This window comes from Pseudomonas sp. C9D1 (assembly GCF_056491235.1).
In genome coordinates this window covers 1-16,459 of the sequence record NZ_JBSZIE010000004.1, presented here as the reverse complement: position 1 = coordinate 16,459, position 16,459 = coordinate 1, and the positions used below count along the sequence as shown (strand labels likewise).

Here is a 16,459-nt window from a genome sequence, read left to right as displayed (position 1 = left end):
ACCCGCCCTACTTATCTGCCTACGTAGCGAGCCCCTGCATCGCACCGTTGGGCCTCGCTGCGCTCGGCGCCAACCTACGGCGGTGTGCCATCCACTCAGCTGTACACCGGCCAGGTGTCGACGATGCGCCCATCGCGCACCGCCAGCAGGTCGCCGAACTGCAGCAGGATGGATTCCGACTGGGTCGGCCGCAGGAACACCTGGTCATCCACGCCCAGGCCGACGGCGTGGGAACCGTTGACCATCTCCTGGTTGGAACTGCGCCCGTAGAGGCCGTTGAACTGCAGCCCCTTGGGCGACTCCGGCTCGGCCATCCAGTTGCCGCCGTAGATGAAGAAGGTCTCGCGCTGGTTCGGGTCCCACCAGGAGAACAGCGCCGACTTGCCGTCCAGCGCCGGGATCCGCACCGCGCCGGTGCTCTTGAGTACCGGCGTGGCGATATAGGCCGCCGGCTGGTGCTCCTCCAGGGACGGCAGGTCGTAATGGGTGGGCTTGAGCAGCGCCGAGCCCACCGACACCTCGCTGCTGGTGCGCTCGCGCTCGTGCATGCGGTAGCTCGGGCTGCCGGCGGTGTTCAGCGTCAGGCCCGGGCGCCACAGCGCGGCGTGCTGGGTGCGGGTGTAGTCGACGAAGCCGTCGTAGAGGGTCATCACCTTGGCGAACAACTCCTCGGGCGAGCCGAGGATGCCCGGCACGCCCATGCCGACGAAGGGGTCGTAGCCCATGAAGCCGGCGAACTCCAGGTGCTGCGGGTTGGCGCCGATCAGGCCGAGCATCCGCCCCAGGGTCGCCTGGTCCTGAACGCCGCCCCGATGCAGCCCCACATCCAGCTCGATGTTGATGCGCATGCGCGTGTTCAGGCCCTTGGCCAGTGCCAGGTACTGCTCCAGCCGCTCGGGGGTGTCGAGCAGCCATTGCAGCTGGGTCGTCGGGTCGAAGGCGCCGCGATGGCTTTCGTAGAACAGTTGCGCCGAGCGCACCGGCATCGGCTTGCCGAGCAGCAGGTCGGAATCGGGGAAGCGCTCGGCGTCGTGATTGAGGAAGGGCTGGTGGAACGACATCATCCGCCGGGTGCCCGCGCGCTTGGCGATGTAATCGAGCAGTTGCGGCGACGGCAGCGACTTCTCCACCAGGCGCAACGCCTTGCCGGCACGGCGCACCGACTGCATCACCACGTCGATGTTGTGGTCCAGCCGGTCCAGGTCGATCAGCATCACCGGGTGCATCGGCCCCCGCTCCTTGAGCTCGCGGTTCAGCCGCGCGAAGTAATCGCTGTAGGGGGCGCCCTTGTCGGCCGGGCGCATCCAGGCACCGACACCGGCGAGCAGCACGCCGGCACCGGCGGTACCGACGAGGAATTTGCGACGGTTCATGGTTTCTCCTTGTTATCAGGCCACGCCGAGGATCGAGGCCAGGTGCGCATTGAGGAACTTGCCGCTCGGGTCCAGCGCCTGGCGCACCTCGGTGAATTCCTTCCAGCGCGGGTAGAGCGGCTGCAGGGTGCGCGCATTCAGCGTATGCAGCTTGCCCCAATGCGGCCGGCCGGCGTACTTCCAGAAGATCGGTTCGACGGCGGCGAAGAAGTTGTGGTGGTCCATGCCGTAATGCTGGTGCACGGAGATCGAACAGCTGTCGCGCCCCTCGAACATGCTCAGGGGGATGTCGTCGGCCTTCACGTAGCGGTACTCGATGGGGAACCAGGTGCGCAGGTCCTTCTCGCGGATCAGCGCAAGGATCTCCCGCAGGCAGGCCGGGCCGTGCTCGGCGGGCACCGAGTACTCCATCTCGTTGAAGCGCACGTTGCGCACGTTGGCGTAGATCTCGTAGGAGTCGCCGACCCGGTCATCGAAGCTGGCGATATGGCGCAGGCTGTTGAGCAGCGCACGGCGCGCGGCGGGGAAGTCGCTGCCGTACTTGTCGAGGTTCTCGATGATCTTCACGAACTCGTTGCCCCCCTCCTCCGCCGGGTCCAGCGGCGGTGTCGCCGGGTCGGTGGTCTCGTTGAGGGCGATGGACAGCGCGTAGTCGGAATGGGTGATCACCAGCATTTCCCAGTGCTGGTTGTCACGGGTGAGGTTGTCCACGTCCTCCAGCAGCTCCTCGGTGCTGGCGATCCACTGCTTCTCGCGCAGGCGGTAGGCCTCGCGGTTCTGCATGCGCACCCGGGTGGCGATGCCAAAGGCGCCGAGGGACACCCGCGCGGCATTGAACACCTCGGGGTGGCGCTGGGCGTCGCAATCCAGCACCTCGCCGCTGGCGGTCACCAGTTGCAGGCCGGTGACATGGTCGGAATAGGAGCCGAAGCCGACGCCGGTGCCGTGGGTCGAGGTGGCGATCGCCCCGGCCAGGGTCTGGTAGTCGATGTCGGCCATGTTGTGCAGGGCCTGGCCCACATCCTTGAGCGCCGGGCCCATCAGCGACATCGGCGTGCCGGCGGCGAACTCCGCCTGCAGGGTGGCCGGGTCGTGGCTCAGCAAACCATTGAAATAGGCGAGCGACACCAGGGTGCCGTCGGTGGGCACCAGGGCGCTGAAGGAGTGAGCGGAGCCCACCGGGCGGACCTTGCCTTCGGCCTGGCGGATGGCCTGGACCAGTTCGTCCAGGTTCTGCGGGGCGAGGCGCGCCTGGGGCAGGCAGCTCTGCCCGCCGGACCAGTTGCGCCAGGGAATCAGGCGGGGTGCGCGGACCAGTTCCGCCATCGCCGGGGTGCAGGCCAGGGCCGTGAAGGCGCCAGCGACGCCGGCCCTTTGCAGCAGTTGGCGTCGGGTGAGATTCATAACCATGGAGGACGCCTTATTCGAGGTGCTGACCGGACATGAAGGAAATCAGCGCCAGGAACTGTTCTTCCGAGCACTGCATGCACATGCCCATCGGCGGCATGCCCTTGAAGCCATTGATGCTGTGGTCCAGCAGGCTGTCCGTGCCCTGGGCTACACGAGGCGCCCAGGCCGCGGTGTCGCCACTCTGCGGGGCGCCGGAGGCGGGGTTGGCGTGGCACAGCTTGCAGCTGGTGTCGTAGACCTTGGCCAGGGCCGGGTCGGTGGGGGCCAGGGTGGCGGCGTTCTGCGGCGCGGCCGGCTTGGCCTCCTCGCCACAACCGCCAAGCAGCCCGGCCAGGGCCAGCAGGGCGGCGGGAATCAGCAGTGTTCTGGGTTTCGGCATCGCACTCCCCTCGTCTACCGTGCCAGGCAGCCGGCACGGGCTCTTGTTGTGGTGGGTAGAGGGCAACGTTAAGCCAGCCGCTCGACAGGGGCTGAGGGCAATCGCGGACAGCCAGGGGGGCTTAAGGGGACAGCGCGGTGATTTCCGGCCAGGGACGGTGCCGGGATGGCGGCTCAGCCAATGGCCTTGGCCATCTCGCTGGTGGCCGCCCAACCCAACGCCTCGTATACCGGGCGGCCGACCTGGGTCGCGTGCAGCACGGCGAAGCCCAGGCCACGACGGGTGAATTCGGCCTCCGCCAGCTGCATCAGCGCCGACGCCAGGCCTCGGCGCCGGTAGTCGGGCTCGACGAACACGTTCAGCACATAGCCGCGCTGGTCCTGCTCCGGGTGGGAAGGATGCGGCGGCCACTCGATGCTCATCAGGCCGATGGCCGCCGCAATGCGCGCCTCGTCCATCAGCGCGAAGCCGTAGTAGCGGCCGTCGGCCAGGCGCTCCCGCAGCCAGGGGCGGAAGTGCTCGGTCATCACCCGCAGCCCCGCCGGGTCGCCTCCCGCTTCGAGGAACATCGCCTCGCGGTGCACGCAGACCCGCTCCAGGTCGTCCGGCACCAGCCGCCGCACCTGCAGGCCAGGAAATTCGATACCGCCGGGAATCCCGTCCATTGCACCACCCTCTTCATCGATGACCGATGCTAGGGCGCAACGCGCGGCAGCCGATAGGCACAGATCGCTGGGAAAAACGGCATACAGCGCCAGGCCGCCCTGTAGGGGCGACTTCAGTCGCCCTGGGTTATCCGGTCATTCGCTACCGGGTGCCTGCGGAAGATCTTTCGCGGCTGAAGCCGCTCCCACAAGGGGTGCCTGCACTGCCGCCTCGTGGGAGCGAATTCATTGGCGATGCGATGTTTCAGAAGGGTTCGCGGCTGATGCGCAGCGCAACCTGTAGGGGCGACTTCAGTCGCCAAGCAGCCCGCAGGGCTGCCCTCCGCAAGCCGCGGCAACTCCGTTGCCCTGGGCGACTGAAATCGCCCCTACTTGCACAACTTCAGGTTCACCGCCCCCACGAAGTGGTTGCCGTGGCCCATGGCGCAGGCGACGCGCTGGTTGCGGTTACGCTCCCAGGCTTCGGCCGGGTACTGCTTGTTCCAGGCGCTGTAGAGCTGGCGGTCCTGCTTGGAGAGGCGCAGGCCGTAGCGTTCGCTCATGTAGAAGTAGGTGCGCGCGATCATGCCGCGCACCTGCTGGCGCGGCATGGCCTTGCGTGCCTTGAAGTCCACCACCATCGGGCAGGCGCCGTACTGGCTGGGCTTTTGTGGAAGCCAGCCGAAGCCGTAGTTGCTGCGGTCGCCGTTCACCTCGCCGATGCTCGGCACCAGGTTGTGCAGGTCGGCCTCGGCGCGGCGGAAGGCGGCGTCGTGCCTGGCGCAGTTCTCGCGCCCGCCCTTCTGCCAGCACTGGCGCTGATGGCCGATGACCCAGGCCGGGACGATGTGCTCCCACTCGATGCGCTTGGCCCGCTGGGCATTGGTGCGGGGCACGTAGCCGCAGCTTTTCAGGTCGACCTTGTTGCCGCTGTAGCGGCAGCCGCAATAGAACTCGACGGGGTGGGGGGCGTAGAGCTTCCAGGCGACCTTCTTGGCTTCCTGGAAGGTGCGGGGGGCGGAGGCGTGGGCGGTGCCGGCCAATAGAAGGCTCAGCAGCAGGACGAGACGGATCATTACTTCTGGGGTTCCCGGTACGGCTGTTTTCAAGGCCTTCACTGACAACGTTTATTCATCGGAGTTTGGTTGCAAACGAAGCGGCGAAGCTGATAGATGTATAAATATACAGTATTTCAGAGAAGCGTCCTATGAACCTTTCAGCCCCAACCGCCTTGCCAAAACCACTGTCACAAATCCCTGGGATCATCGTCTCCCAGGTCGCCGGTCTCGGCTTTCCACCCCGCTTGCCGAAGCGGCCGGCCCCCCGCCCCCTGCGCCAGTCGGCTGGAAGCCGCAACAAGGCGCAAGGCCTGCATTGAGGAGGAGAACAGGGATGGTCGACGTACTGCAGCTGAAATACACGGTCAATCGCATGGCCGTGGACGAGGTGAGCGAGGCGGTCGCGGAACTGCGCCTGGAAGGGCTGGTGACCGACGGCAAGACGCCGTTCACACGGGTGCACTTCAACACCTGCCTGGCGGAGATCGAAGCGCTGTTCCAGCGCGCCGGTTACCACAAGCAGCTCGATGTGGTGGGTTACCAGGGGCTGGCCTATGCCCTCTTCGACCCGGGCCGCTGGGAACCGGTGGAGGTGCTGCGCTGGCTCAAGGAGTACGTCGACAACGCCCAGGCCAGCCACACGCTGGCCCGCAGCGCCGACGACTTCAGCGCCGCTGCGCGTAGGCCGTGAACAGGCCGCTGCCGACGATCACCAGGATGCCGGCGATACCGATGGCATCCGGCGCGTGGCCGAAGAGCAGGAAGCCGAGCAACCCGGCGAAGACGATCTGCCCGTAGCTGAACGGCGCCAGCAGCGCCGGTGAGGCATGGCGGAAGGCCTGGGTGAGCAGCACGTGCCCGCCCATCCCGCAGGCACCCAGCGCCAGCAACAGCAGGCCGTGGGCCAGGGTGGCCGGTGCTTCCCAGAAGAACGGCACCAGGGTGCTCATGATCAGGGTGTTGGTGATGCCGGTGATGAAGTTGCTGGTGCCCGGACTGTCGGTCTGGCTCAGGCGCCGGGTGAACAGCTGGTAGAAACCGAAGCACAGCGCCGAGGCCAGCGGCAGGAGAATCGCCGGGGTGAACAGCGAGCTGCCCGGCCGCACGATCAGCATCACCCCGCCCAGGCCCAGCAGCACCGCCACCCACTGCCCACGGGTGACGCGCTCGCCGAGGAAAGGCACCGACAGCGCGGTCACCACCAGCGGCGCCAGGAAGTTCACCGCCGTGGCCTCCGCCAGGGGGATGTAGCGCAAGCCGGTGGTAAAGAACAGGCTGGTGCCGATCAGGCACAGCGCCCGGCCCAGCTGCAGCAGTGGGCGCTGGGTACGCAACACGCGCAGGCCCTCGCGGGGCAGCAGGAAGCCCGCCATCAGCAGCGTATGCACCAGGTAGCGCACCCAGACCACCATGACGATCGGGTAGAAGGCCGACAGGTATTTGGAGATCGCGTCATGGCTGGAGAACAGGAAAATCGCCAGGCACACGAGCAGGATGCCCTTCAGGGGTTCCTCTCGTCGCAGCGATGGGGGGTTGGTGCTCATGGGGATTCCGGGGTGGTCCGCGCCCGATTTGGTAGCAGACTAATGATTAGGCGGCTCAAAAATATCGGCTTCGTGACTCAGGCTCAAGTGACAGTAGCCGGTTAGCAGGTATTCTTGCCCACTTCCCTCCTCCCGGCCGGCGCGAGACCGATGAAACCCGAAGACCTGCTGCTCCTGGTGACCCGTGAAATGCCCTACGGCAAGTACAAGGGCCGCCTGCTCGCCGACCTGCCCGGCCATTACCTCAACTGGTTCGCCCGTGAAGGCTTCCCGAAAGGTGAGATCGGCAGACTGCTCGCCCTCATGCAGGAGATCGACCACAACGGCCTCAAGCCACTGCTCGACCCCTTGCGCCGCCCCGGTGCAGCCCGTCGGACCGCCGATTGATTCCACAGGTGCAACCAGAAAGCGTCTAGGCTTGTGACTGGCGGGTTACCCTGCCACCGGCCACCGGGTTGCACCTTATAAGGAAGCGCTACAGGCCACGGGCACCAAGGCGGTGCGGCTTTTGCTGCACGGCCCGGCCAATGGTCGGATTGACTGGAAAAACTTAGGTTGCACCTGGTTGCACCTCGCTTCATGCGCAGCTACTCTTGGCGCCGCAAAAGCCGTCGCGACCACGGCAAGAATGAGGATAAGAAATGGCAACCACCACCACCCTGGGCGTGAAGCTCGACGAAGCCACCCGTGAGCGCCTGAAAGAGGCCGCCCGCCAGATCGACCGCACGCCCCACTGGCTGATCAAGCAGGCCATCTACAGCTACCTGGAGACCCTGGAAAGCGGCAAGACCCTTCCCGAGCTCCAAGGCATCGCCGCGCGCCTGGCCGAGGGTGACCTGGAGGCCGTGGAAGCCCTGATCGACCCGATCCACCAGCCGTTCCTCGACTTCGCCGAAAGCATCCTGCCGCAGTCCGTGCTGCGTGCCGCCATCACCGGGGCCTATCGCCGCCCCGAGGAAGAAGTGGTGCCGATGCTGCTGGAGCAGGCCCGCCTGCCCGCCGACATGGCCGACGCCACCTACAAGCTCGCCTACGGCATCGCCGAGAAGCTGCGCAACCAGAAGAGCGCCAGCGGCCGCGCCGGCATCGTCCAGGGCCTGCTGCAGGAGTTCTCCCTCTCCTCCCAGGAAGGCGTGGCGCTGATGTGCCTGGCCGAAGCCCTGCTGCGCATCCCCGACAAGGGCACCCGCGACGCCCTGATCCGCGACAAGATCAGCAACGGCAACTGGCAGCAGCACCTGGGCCAGAGCCCCTCGATGTTCGTCAACGCCGCCTCCTGGGGCCTGCTGATCACCGGCAAGCTGGTGTCGACCCACAACGAGGCCGGCCTCTCCAGCTCGCTGAACCGCATCATCGGCAAGTCCGGCGAGCCGCTGATCCGCAAGGGCGTGGACATGGCCATGCGCCTGATGGGCGAGCAGTTCGTCACCGGCGAGACCATCGCCGAAGCCCTGGCCAATGCCAGCAGCTTCGAGACCAAGGGCTTCCGCTACTCCTACGACATGCTCGGCGAAGCCGCGCTGACCGAGGAAGACGCCCAGCGCTACCTGGCTTCCTACGAGCAGGCCATCCACTCCATCGGCAAGGCGTCCCACGGCCGCGGCATCTATGAAGGCCCGGGCATCTCCATCAAGCTCTCCGCCCTGCACCCGCGCTACAGCCGCGCCCAGTACGAGCGGATGATGGACGAGCTGTACCCGCGCCTGCTGTCGCTGACCCTGCTGGCCAAGCAGTACGACATCGGCCTGAACATCGACGCTGAAGAAGCGGACCGCCTGGAAATCTCCCTCGACATGCTCGAACGCCTCTGCTTCGAGCCGCAGCTCAAGGGCTGGAACGGCGTCGGCTTCGTCATCCAGGCCTACCAGAAGCGCTGCCCGTACGTGATCGACTACGTCATCGACCTGGCCCGCCGCAGCCGCCATCGCCTGATGATCCGCCTGGTGAAAGGCGCCTACTGGGACAGCGAGATCAAGCGCGCCCAGGTCGACGGCCTGGAAGGCTTCCCGGTCTACACCCGCAAGGTCTACACCGACGTTTCCTACATCGCCTGCGCGCGCAAGCTGCTGGCGGTGCCGGATGCCATCTACCCGCAGTTCGCCACCCACAACGCCCACACCCTCTCGGCCATCTACCACATCGCCGGGCAGAACTATTACCCCGGCCAGTACGAGTTCCAGTGCCTGCACGGCATGGGCGAGCCGCTGTACGAGCAAGTGGTGGGCAAGATCGCCGAAGGCAAGCTGAACCGCCCGTGCCGCATCTACGCACCGGTGGGCACCCACGAAACGCTGCTGGCCTACCTGGTCCGCCGCCTCCTGGAAAACGGCGCCAACACCAGCTTCGTCAACCGCATCGCCGACCAGACCATCTCCATCAAGCAACTGGTGGAAGACCCGGTCGCCAGCATCGAAGCCATCGCCGCCGCCGAAGGCGCCCTGGGCAAGCCGCACCCGCGCATTCCCCAGCCGCGTGACCTGTACGGCAGCGCCCGCACCAATTCCAGCGGCATCGACATGTCCAACGAGCACCGCCTGGGCTCGCTGTCCAGCGCCCTGCTCAGCAGCGGCCACGCCGACTGGCGTGCCCAGCCGATGCTCGGCTGCAACGCCAGCGCCGGCGAGAGCCTGCCGGTGGCCAACCCGGCGGACCGTCGCGACATCGTCGGCCACGTGCAGAACGCCAGCCTGGAAGACGTCGGCAACGCCGTGCTCGCCTCGCTGACCGCAGCCCCCATCTGGCAGGCCACCCCGCCGGTGGAGCGCGCCGCCGCCCTGGACCGCGCCGCCGACCTGATGGAGGCCGAGATCCAGCCGCTGATGGGCCTGCTGGCCCGCGAAGCCGGCAAGACCTTCGCCAACGCCATCGCCGAAGTGCGCGAAGCCGTGGACTTCCTCCGCTACTACGCCGCCCAGGCGCGCCACGACTTCGCCAACGACAGCCACCGCCCCCTGGGCCCGGTGGTGTGCATCAGCCCGTGGAACTTCCCCCTGGCGATCTTCAGCGGCCAGGTAGCCGCCGCCCTGGCCGCCGGCAACACCGTGCTGGCCAAGCCCGCCGAGCAGACCCCGCTGATCGCCGCCCAGGCCGTGCGCATCCTGCTGCAAGCCGGCATCCCGGAAGGCGCCGTGCAGCTGCTGCCGGGTGAAGGTCACACCGTCGGTGCTGCCCTGGTGGCCGACGAGCGCGTCAAGGGCGTGATGTTCACCGGCTCCACCGAAGTCGCCGGCATCCTCGCCCGCAACGTCGCCGGCCGCCTGGACTCCCAGGGCCGCCCGATCCCGCTGATCGCCGAAACCGGTGGCCAGAACGCGATGATCGTCGACTCCTCCGCGCTGGTTGAGCAGGTGGTCACCGATGTGGTCGCCTCCGCCTTCGACAGCGCCGGCCAGCGTTGCTCGGCCCTGCGCGTGCTGTGCATCCAGGAAGACGTCGCCGACCGCGCGCTGGAAATGCTCAAGGGCGCCATGGCCGAATGCCGCCTGGGCAACCCGGACAACTTCGCCATCGACATCGGCCCGGTCATCGACGCTGAAGCCAAGGCCGGCATCGACAAGCACATCGACGCCATGCGCAAGAAGGGCCGCCACGTGTTCCAGGTCGCCCGCACCGAAGGCGACGTGATGAGCCGCGGCACCTACGTGATGCCGACCCTGATCGAATTGGAAAGCCTGGACGAGCTGGAGCGCGAAGTCTTCGGCCCGGTGCTGCACGTACTGCGCTACAAGCGCCAGGACCTGGACCAGCTGCTGGACCAGATCAACGCCACCGGCTACGGCCTGACCCTGGGCGTGCACACCCGCATCGACGAGACCATCGCCAAGGTGGTGGACAAGGCCCACGCCGGCAACCTCTACGTCAACCGCAACATGGTCGGCGCCGTGGTCGGCGTGCAGCCCTTCGGCGGTGAAGGCCTCTCCGGCACCGGCCCGAAAGCCGGCGGCCCGCTGTACATGTACCGCCTGCTGGCCACCCGCCCGGTGGACGCGGTGAGCCGCACCTTCAAGCGCATGGACGAACAGGCCGCCGACACCCACCTGCGCACCAGCCTGCAGCAACGCCAGGGCACCCCCCTCGCAGCGCTGAAGGAATGGGCGGGCAAGGAAGGCAAGGCCGAGCTGGCCAGCCTCTGCGACGGCTTCGCCGAACTCTCCCAGAGTGGCCTGACCCGCACCCTCCCCGGCCCGACCGGCGAGCGCAACACCTACATGCTGCTGCCCCGCGCCAATGTGCTGGGTCTGGCCGACGACGAAGGCGACCTGCTGGTACAGCTGGCCGCCGCCCTCGCGGTCGGCAGCGCGATGATCTGGCAGGACGGCGACCTCACCAAGACCCTGCGCGGCAAGCTGCCCAAGGCGGTACAGGCACGCATCCAGCTGGTCGCTGACTGGAAAGCCGAAGGCGTGGAATTCGACGCCGTGCTGCACCACGGTGACTCGGACCAGCTGCGCGGCATCTGCCAACAAGTGGCTGCGCGCAAAGGCCCGATCATCGGTGTCCAGGGCCTGTCCCAAGGCGAGACCGCGGTACCGCTGGAGCGCCTGCTGATCGAGCGCGCCCTGAGCGTCAACACCGCAGCGGCCGGCGGCAACGCCAGCCTGATGACCATCGGCTGATGGCCGGCGGGCCCGGCGAACACCTGGCCCGCCACCCGTTCCAACCAGGGGCTTCTGCTCCTGGCGCCCGCCTCCTCAAGAGGGATGTGGGCACCCAAGGTTCCCGGTGATCCGCCTGGCGCCTTTTCCAACAGGCGGCTCGTCCCGCCATCCAAGGCCTTCGGGCAAAGGAGCAGCGCCACAAGCGCCGCTCCTTTTTCATTTCTGGTGTTTGGAAATCTGAGAGGAAGGCTTTCGCGGGTTGCATCCGCCCTACAGCCGCCCCCTTTCCATGCCCTGCCGCCGACAGCTTTTGTAGGGTGGATGACGCTCTTTTCATCCACCAGGCAGTGCTGCCTGGGAACTCGGAGCCCCGTAGGTTGGGCTGAGGTACGAAGCCCAACGCGACAGACCCGAACCACGCAACGTTGGGCCTCGCTACGCTCGGCACCAACCTACGGCGCCGTGCCGCTGTAGGTCGGGTGCAACCCGACGAGGGGGTGTACCACGACAACGCGGGTTTCACCCGCCCTACGGGGTGAGGGGGATGCGGCGGGCGCGGAGGCAATCCAATCGCGGATGAATCCGCTCCCACGGGGCCCCATCCGGGATCAATGCCGGGCGGACAGCCGCTCCAGCGCTTGCGCCGCGCCCATCTGCCGGGCGGCGGACAGGGCGGTGGCGCCGCCGGCATCGGTGGCGTCGATACGGGCGCCATGGGCCAGCAGGCTGTCGATGATCTCGCCCCGGTTGAACATGGCCGCCATCATCAAGGCCGTCTTGCCGTCGGGCGTCGCGCCTTCCACATCGGCGCCGTGGGCGAGCAGCAGCTCGACCATGGCCAGGTCGCCCTTGAAGGCGGCACCGGCAAGCGGGGTCTGGCCGTTGTTGTTGCGCAGGTCCGGGTCGGCGCCGCGCTCCAGCAAGGCACGCACCGTGTCTGCGTGGCCGTGGTAGCTGGCCAGCATCAGCAGGCTGTCGCCCTTGTGGTTGCGCAGGTCCGCCGGCAGCCCCTGGTCGAGCAATGCCACCAGGTTGTGTGCATCTCCGGCGCGGGCCAGGTCGAACACCTTGTTGGCGAATTCCAGGGTGGCGTCGTCCAGTGCGGCCGCTTTGTCTTGCTCGCTCATCAGGCTCTCCTTGAAGTGGCAGCCAGGCTGCGGAAATCAGTGGGCCGATGATAGGGAAGCAGCCGGGGCGCGGCTCTTAGGGATTATCTATAGGGTTGAAAGCCGCCGTGGATGGGGCGGGTACGCCTGCGCCATTGCAGCGCCGCGGTGACGCTAGAGGGTGTCGCTGGAGTAGCTCGCCTCCAGCACCAGGGCGCCTTGCAACACCTCGGCCAGGCATTGGCCGCAGGTGCCGTCGCAATAGTGCTCCAGCGCCGCCTGGCTGGCCCAGCGGCCCTGCAGCAACCACAGATCGGGGTCACCCGGGGCGCGCAGCACGTCGTGGCTGATGCAACCCTCGATGCGCCGCGCCGGTTCGACCAGGGCGAGCAGGCGCTCGCCCAGCTCGGCCGAACGCCCGTTGCGGGCACGGATCGAGGCGAGGCTGGTAAAGGATGGGGATGGGGTCATGGACTGTTCTCCTCTTGCACGTGGCCCAGGACACAGGCCTCGATCAATGGCGTGGCGAGAAACAGGGACGTCAGCACCAGCAACCACAGGATCACCGGCAGTGCTGCACGATCGGCCTTGCGCGGGTTGCTTCGCTGTTGCTCTCGCATCGCCTTCGACCTCGGCATGCGGCGCCCGTAGTCAGCGCCGATACAGCGAAAGACTACGGGCGGGAAGGCTTTCCCGGTTAGACGATTCCTGCGTGATGCTTGCCTGATCCTGCGAATCTCATTGCGTCAGCATCTGGATGAAGGAGCGCGACAACGGCGAACGCTCGTCGCTGCGGCGCACCAGCCAGACCGCCGTGGTCGCCACGGGGTCAAGCAGGCGGCGGTAGACCACGCCATCGAACTGCATGCGCGTGAAGGACGCCGGCAGCACCGAGACGCCGAGCCCCGCCGCCACCAGGCCGATGATGGTCAGCGCGCTGTGGGATTCCTGGGTGATGCGTGGGCTGAAGCCCATCTCGTGGGTCAGGGCGATCAGTTGGTCGTAGAGCCCGGTACCAGCAGTGCGCGGGAAGTACACGAAAGGCTCGGCGGCCAGGGCCTGCAGGTACAGCCCGGCGTCCAGGGCCGGGTCCGTCGCCAGGGGATGGTCGGCGTGCAGCACCGCCACCAGCGGCTCGCGGAACAGCTCCACCGCCACCAGGGACTCGGGCAGCGGCAGCGGGCGGATCAGCCCCACCTGGATGCGCCCGTTGAGCAGCGCCTCGGCCACGTCGCGGCTGACCATCTCGTGCACCTCCAGCTGCACGTCCGGGTAGGCGCGACGAAAGCGGAAGATGGCTTCGGGTATGACCGAGGTGAAAGGCGCCGACGACGTGAAGCCGACCTTCAGCTCACCCAGCTCGCCGCGCTGGGCCCGGCGCGCCACCTCGGTCGCCTGCCCCACCTGGGCCAGCACCTGGCGCGCCTCGACGAGAAACAGCCGCCCCGCCTCGGTCAGCGCCACGCGGCGGTTGGTGCGTTCGAACAGGCGCGCGCCCAGCTCCTCCTCCAGCGCCTGGATCTGCTGGCTCAAGGGTGGCTGGGAGATGCCCAGCAGTTCGGCGGCGCGGCCGAAATGCAGCTCTTCGGCAACGGCGATGAAGTAACGGAGATGACGGAGTTCCATGGCGGGAATGATATGTCCTGCCTATCAAAGATGCCGAACAATATATTGGAAAGTATCACTCCCCGCCGATAGGCTTTGCCCAACTCCCGAACGAAGCAGCCACTCCACCCCCGATCAGCGGGTGCGACGGCGCACGCCTGCACGACAGGCGCCGGGGCCCTGATGAAGCCTTGCCGAGGTCCATGATGAATCCGTCCGCCCAGGACAGCGCCCTGCCCAGCCATATCGAAAAAGGCACCCCCGCCTTCCTGCGCACCAGCCTCGCACTGTTCTGCGGCGGCTTCGCCACCTTCGCCCTGCTCTACTGCGTGCAGCCGATGATGCCGGTGCTGGCCCAGGCCTTCGCCATCAGCGCGGCGCAGAGCAGCATGATCCTCTCCGTCTCCACCCTGGCCCTGGCCTGCGGCCTGCTGGTGACCGGCTCGCTCTCCGACGCCCTCGGGCGCAAGCGGGTGATGGGGGTCTCGCTGCTCTGCGCCGGGCTCTTCACCCTGGCCAGCGCGGCCATGCAGAGCTGGGAAATGGTGCTGCTCATGCGCGTGCTGGTGGGCCTGTCGCTGAGCGGGCTGACCGCCGTGGCCATGACCTACCTGAGCGAGGAGATCGACCCGCGCCACACCGGCCTCGCCGTCGGCCTGTACATCGGCGGCAACGCCATCGGCGGCATGAGCGGGCGGCTGGTGGCCGGGGTGATGGTCGACTACGTGTCCTGGCACTGGACCCTCGCCTGCATCGGCGCCCTGGCCCTGATCGCCGGGCTGGTGTTCTGGCGCGTGCTGCCCGAGTCGCGGCACTTCCAGGCGCGGCCCATCACCGCGAAAAACCTCTTCGGCGGCTTCGCCCTGCATTTTCGCGATGCACGCCTGCCGCTGCTGTTCCTCGAAGCCTTCCTGCTCATGGGCAACCTGGTGACCGTCTTCAACTACATCGGCTTCCATCTGCTGGATGCGCCCTACCACCTCAGCCAGGCGGCGGTGGGCATGCTCTCCATCGTTTACCTCTCGGGCACCTACAGCTCAGCGATGGTCGGCTCCCTGGCGGACCGCGTCGGCCGGCAGAAGGTGCTCTGGGCGGTGATCCTGCTGATGCTGGCCGGCTTCGGCCTGACCCTGCTCACGCCGCTGCCGCTGATCCTGCTGGGCATGCTGCTGTTCACCTTCGGCTTCTTCGGTGCCCACTCGGTGGCCAGCAGCTGGGTCGGGCGCCGCGCCGTGCAGGCCAAGGGGCAGGCGGCTTCGCTGTACCAGACCTTCTACTACGCGGGCTCGGGGATCGCCGGCACGGTCGGTGGGTTGTTCTGGAACCGCGCCGGCTGGAACGGCATCGGCCTGTTCGTCGGCCTGATGCTCAGCCTGGCATTGCTGATCGCCCTGCACCTGTCGCGCCAGCCACAGGGCGCGGCGTGCACAAGCAAGCCATAGGGGAAGTAAACCTGCGGAGCTTTTCAGTGGGTCCCCGCGAGCGCGGGAACCCACTGAACATCAGCCCACTTGCATACCCAGCGACCTCAGCCGCGCGTCGGGGTCCTGGCTGACCGTCAGCCCCGCGCCTTCGGTCATCACCCGCAGCGCAGCGGCGGGGTCTTCGGTCTTGCCGGCAAGGGCCTTGTAGTCATCCGGCAACGCCGCGTTGAAGGCGGCCATCTGCCGCCCGATCTCCTCGTCACTGGCACCGGCCTCCATGGCCTTCTGATAGAGGGCGACGCGTTGGCGGGTGACCTCGTCGATACGCGCCTCCGCCTCGGCCGGACTGGTGGCCGTCAGGGGCTGCCCAGCGGAAAAGACGCGCCAGGGCGGGCCCGATGAGTCGACGGCCACCCCATCGCGGGCAGCGGCCTGGGCTTCCGGCTCGCTGGTGGCGGCAGGCGATTGCAGGCTGGCAGGGCTGTAGGTCGCCTCGGGCACCACCCGGCTCAACGGATCGTCGGCGAGGGCTGGGTCACCTCCATCGACCTGGCTGAGGAGGCTCTTGGCCTCCGCGGAAATGGACACCCTGTCCTGGTAGCGGGAAGCGTTCTCCTCCTGGACCTGGACGGACTTGTCGAGGGCGGAGATCGAGGGGTCTTTCATAGCGTTGGACTGCCTGATGTAGGAATACCAGTCGTTCACTCCTGCGTTGATCTTCATGGGGTTTCCTTTTGGCCTTGCCCGGCGAACCGCTGCCGGGGTTGGAGGGCTGGGGCTTGCAACTGCACCAAGCCGGCGTGTGCTGCCATACGGAATTTCAAGCACAGGGCCTGGGGAGCAATGGCCGTGCCAGCCCTGCCCCGCCACACCGGCCCCCAGCGACAAAAACCTTTGCCTTCAACCGCTTGCAAACCCACGCCGGGCGCGGCTTGCAGCCCAACATGGACCCCGAACAAGGCCAGGGTTTGCCGGAGGCGGCAGGCCCCGCCGCCCGCTTGCCGTAATGGCAATCGGCCCGACTCCTGCTTTACTAGGCGGACTTCAGCGAAGACCTACAACGACCAGGGAGCGGCGGATGGAAGACCAATACAAGGCGGAACAGGACCGGATCACCTGGCGCCGCAAGGCCCTCGGCCTCGACACCGACAACGAGTCGCCGCGCCGCCCCTGGGCCGTCGCCCTCTCCGGCGGCGGCATCCGCAGCGCCACCTTCTGCTTCGGCGTGCTCCAGGCCCTGGCCCGCGCGCCCGTCGACCCCGGCGCCAACCGCCAGCCGAAGAACAGCGAAGACGATCCCCGCGCCCGCCTGCTGCCC

General features: G+C 67.3%; 16 protein-coding genes. 5 read left to right on the top strand and 11 right to left on the bottom strand.

Going from position 1 to position 16,459, the window contains the following annotated elements; all coding sequences use genetic code 11:
• Nucleotides 1–95: 95 nt before the first annotated feature.
• From ACXI0U_RS30375 to ACXI0U_RS30355, 5 genes are all read right to left on the bottom strand, one after another.
• On the bottom strand, nucleotides 96–1,304 hold the full coding sequence (locus tag ACXI0U_RS30375) for a DSD1 family PLP-dependent enzyme (RefSeq protein WP_431484865.1): 1,209 nt from the start codon (nucleotides 1,302–1,304) through the stop codon (nucleotides 96–98).
• An 84-nt stretch (nucleotides 1,305–1,388) separates the two neighbouring features.
• Nucleotides 1,389–2,699 (bottom strand): D-arabinono-1,4-lactone oxidase, encoded by a 1,311-nt coding sequence (locus tag ACXI0U_RS30370; RefSeq protein ID WP_374981925.1) that lies wholly within the window; start codon nucleotides 2,697–2,699, stop codon nucleotides 1,389–1,391.
• 94 nt (nucleotides 2,700–2,793) lie between these two features.
• A complete protein-coding gene (locus ACXI0U_RS30365) occupies nucleotides 2,794–3,162 on the bottom strand; it encodes a c-type cytochrome (RefSeq protein ID WP_021216739.1) in 369 nt (122 codons plus the stop codon).
• 173 nt (nucleotides 3,163–3,335) lie between these two features.
• Nucleotides 3,336–3,827 (bottom strand): GNAT family N-acetyltransferase, encoded by a 492-nt coding sequence (locus ACXI0U_RS30360; RefSeq protein WP_021216740.1) that lies wholly within the window; start codon nucleotides 3,825–3,827, stop codon nucleotides 3,336–3,338.
• A 368-nt stretch (nucleotides 3,828–4,195) separates the two neighbouring features.
• Nucleotides 4,196–4,882 (bottom strand): endonuclease, encoded by a 687-nt coding sequence (locus tag ACXI0U_RS30355; RefSeq protein WP_184489438.1) that lies wholly within the window; start codon nucleotides 4,880–4,882, stop codon nucleotides 4,196–4,198.
• Nucleotides 4,883–5,198: 316 nt separating this feature from the next.
• Between ACXI0U_RS30355 and ACXI0U_RS30350 the strand changes: the two genes are divergently transcribed.
• Nucleotides 5,199–5,555, top strand: coding sequence for a transcriptional regulator (locus ACXI0U_RS30350; protein WP_374981483.1), 357 nt, complete (start codon nucleotides 5,199–5,201; stop codon nucleotides 5,553–5,555).
• On the opposite strand, the gene ACXI0U_RS30345 is transcribed toward ACXI0U_RS30350, so the two are convergent.
• Nucleotides 5,530–6,408: a DMT family transporter gene (locus tag ACXI0U_RS30345; protein ID WP_435635968.1), complete on the bottom strand. Its 879-nt coding sequence runs from the start codon at nucleotides 6,406–6,408 to the stop codon at nucleotides 5,530–5,532. The two genes, ACXI0U_RS30350 and ACXI0U_RS30345, sit on opposite strands and share 26 nt — an antisense overlap.
• Nucleotides 6,409–6,558: 150 nt before the next feature.
• Here ACXI0U_RS30345 and ACXI0U_RS30340 point away from each other — a divergent pair, with 150 nt between their 5' ends.
• The gene (locus tag ACXI0U_RS30340; RefSeq protein ID WP_043242915.1) at nucleotides 6,559–6,795 is read left to right on the top strand and encodes a DUF3820 family protein; all 237 of its coding nucleotides are present in this window, start codon (nucleotides 6,559–6,561) and stop codon (nucleotides 6,793–6,795) included.
• A gap of 254 nt (nucleotides 6,796–7,049) precedes the next feature.
• Nucleotides 7,050–11,024 (top strand): trifunctional transcriptional regulator/proline dehydrogenase/L-glutamate gamma-semialdehyde dehydrogenase, encoded by a 3,975-nt coding sequence (gene putA / locus ACXI0U_RS30335; protein ID WP_431484058.1) that lies wholly within the window; start codon nucleotides 7,050–7,052, stop codon nucleotides 11,022–11,024.
• Between the two features lie 590 nt (nucleotides 11,025–11,614).
• Here the strand turns inward: putA and ACXI0U_RS30330 are convergent.
• From ACXI0U_RS30330 to ACXI0U_RS30315, 4 genes are all read right to left on the bottom strand, one after another.
• Nucleotides 11,615–12,133, bottom strand: coding sequence for an ankyrin repeat domain-containing protein (locus tag ACXI0U_RS30330; RefSeq protein WP_043242913.1), 519 nt, complete (start codon nucleotides 12,131–12,133; stop codon nucleotides 11,615–11,617).
• A gap of 153 nt (nucleotides 12,134–12,286) precedes the next feature.
• A complete protein-coding gene (locus ACXI0U_RS30325; protein ID WP_271660740.1) occupies nucleotides 12,287–12,583 on the bottom strand; it encodes an antibiotic biosynthesis monooxygenase family protein in 297 nt (98 codons plus the stop codon).
• A complete protein-coding gene (locus ACXI0U_RS30320) occupies nucleotides 12,580–12,732 on the bottom strand; it encodes a hypothetical protein (protein WP_423499290.1) in 153 nt (50 codons plus the stop codon). Before ACXI0U_RS30320 ends, ACXI0U_RS30325 begins: the two co-directional genes overlap by 4 nt.
• A gap of 118 nt (nucleotides 12,733–12,850) precedes the next feature.
• A complete protein-coding gene (locus ACXI0U_RS30315; RefSeq protein WP_184489441.1) occupies nucleotides 12,851–13,738 on the bottom strand; it encodes a LysR family transcriptional regulator in 888 nt (295 codons plus the stop codon).
• A gap of 182 nt (nucleotides 13,739–13,920) precedes the next feature.
• Between ACXI0U_RS30315 and ACXI0U_RS30310 the strand changes: the two genes are divergently transcribed.
• Nucleotides 13,921–15,159, top strand: coding sequence for an MFS transporter (locus ACXI0U_RS30310; RefSeq protein WP_479551312.1), 1,239 nt, complete (start codon nucleotides 13,921–13,923; stop codon nucleotides 15,157–15,159).
• A 60-nt stretch (nucleotides 15,160–15,219) separates the two neighbouring features.
• On the opposite strand, the gene ACXI0U_RS30305 is transcribed toward ACXI0U_RS30310, so the two are convergent.
• A complete protein-coding gene (locus tag ACXI0U_RS30305) occupies nucleotides 15,220–15,864 on the bottom strand; it encodes a hypothetical protein (protein ID WP_479551311.1) in 645 nt (214 codons plus the stop codon).
• A gap of 355 nt (nucleotides 15,865–16,219) precedes the next feature.
• Between ACXI0U_RS30305 and ACXI0U_RS30300 the strand changes: the two genes are divergently transcribed.
• Nucleotides 16,220–16,459 (top strand): hypothetical protein (locus ACXI0U_RS30300; RefSeq protein WP_479551310.1); only part of this gene is annotated, 240 nt, incomplete at its 3' end.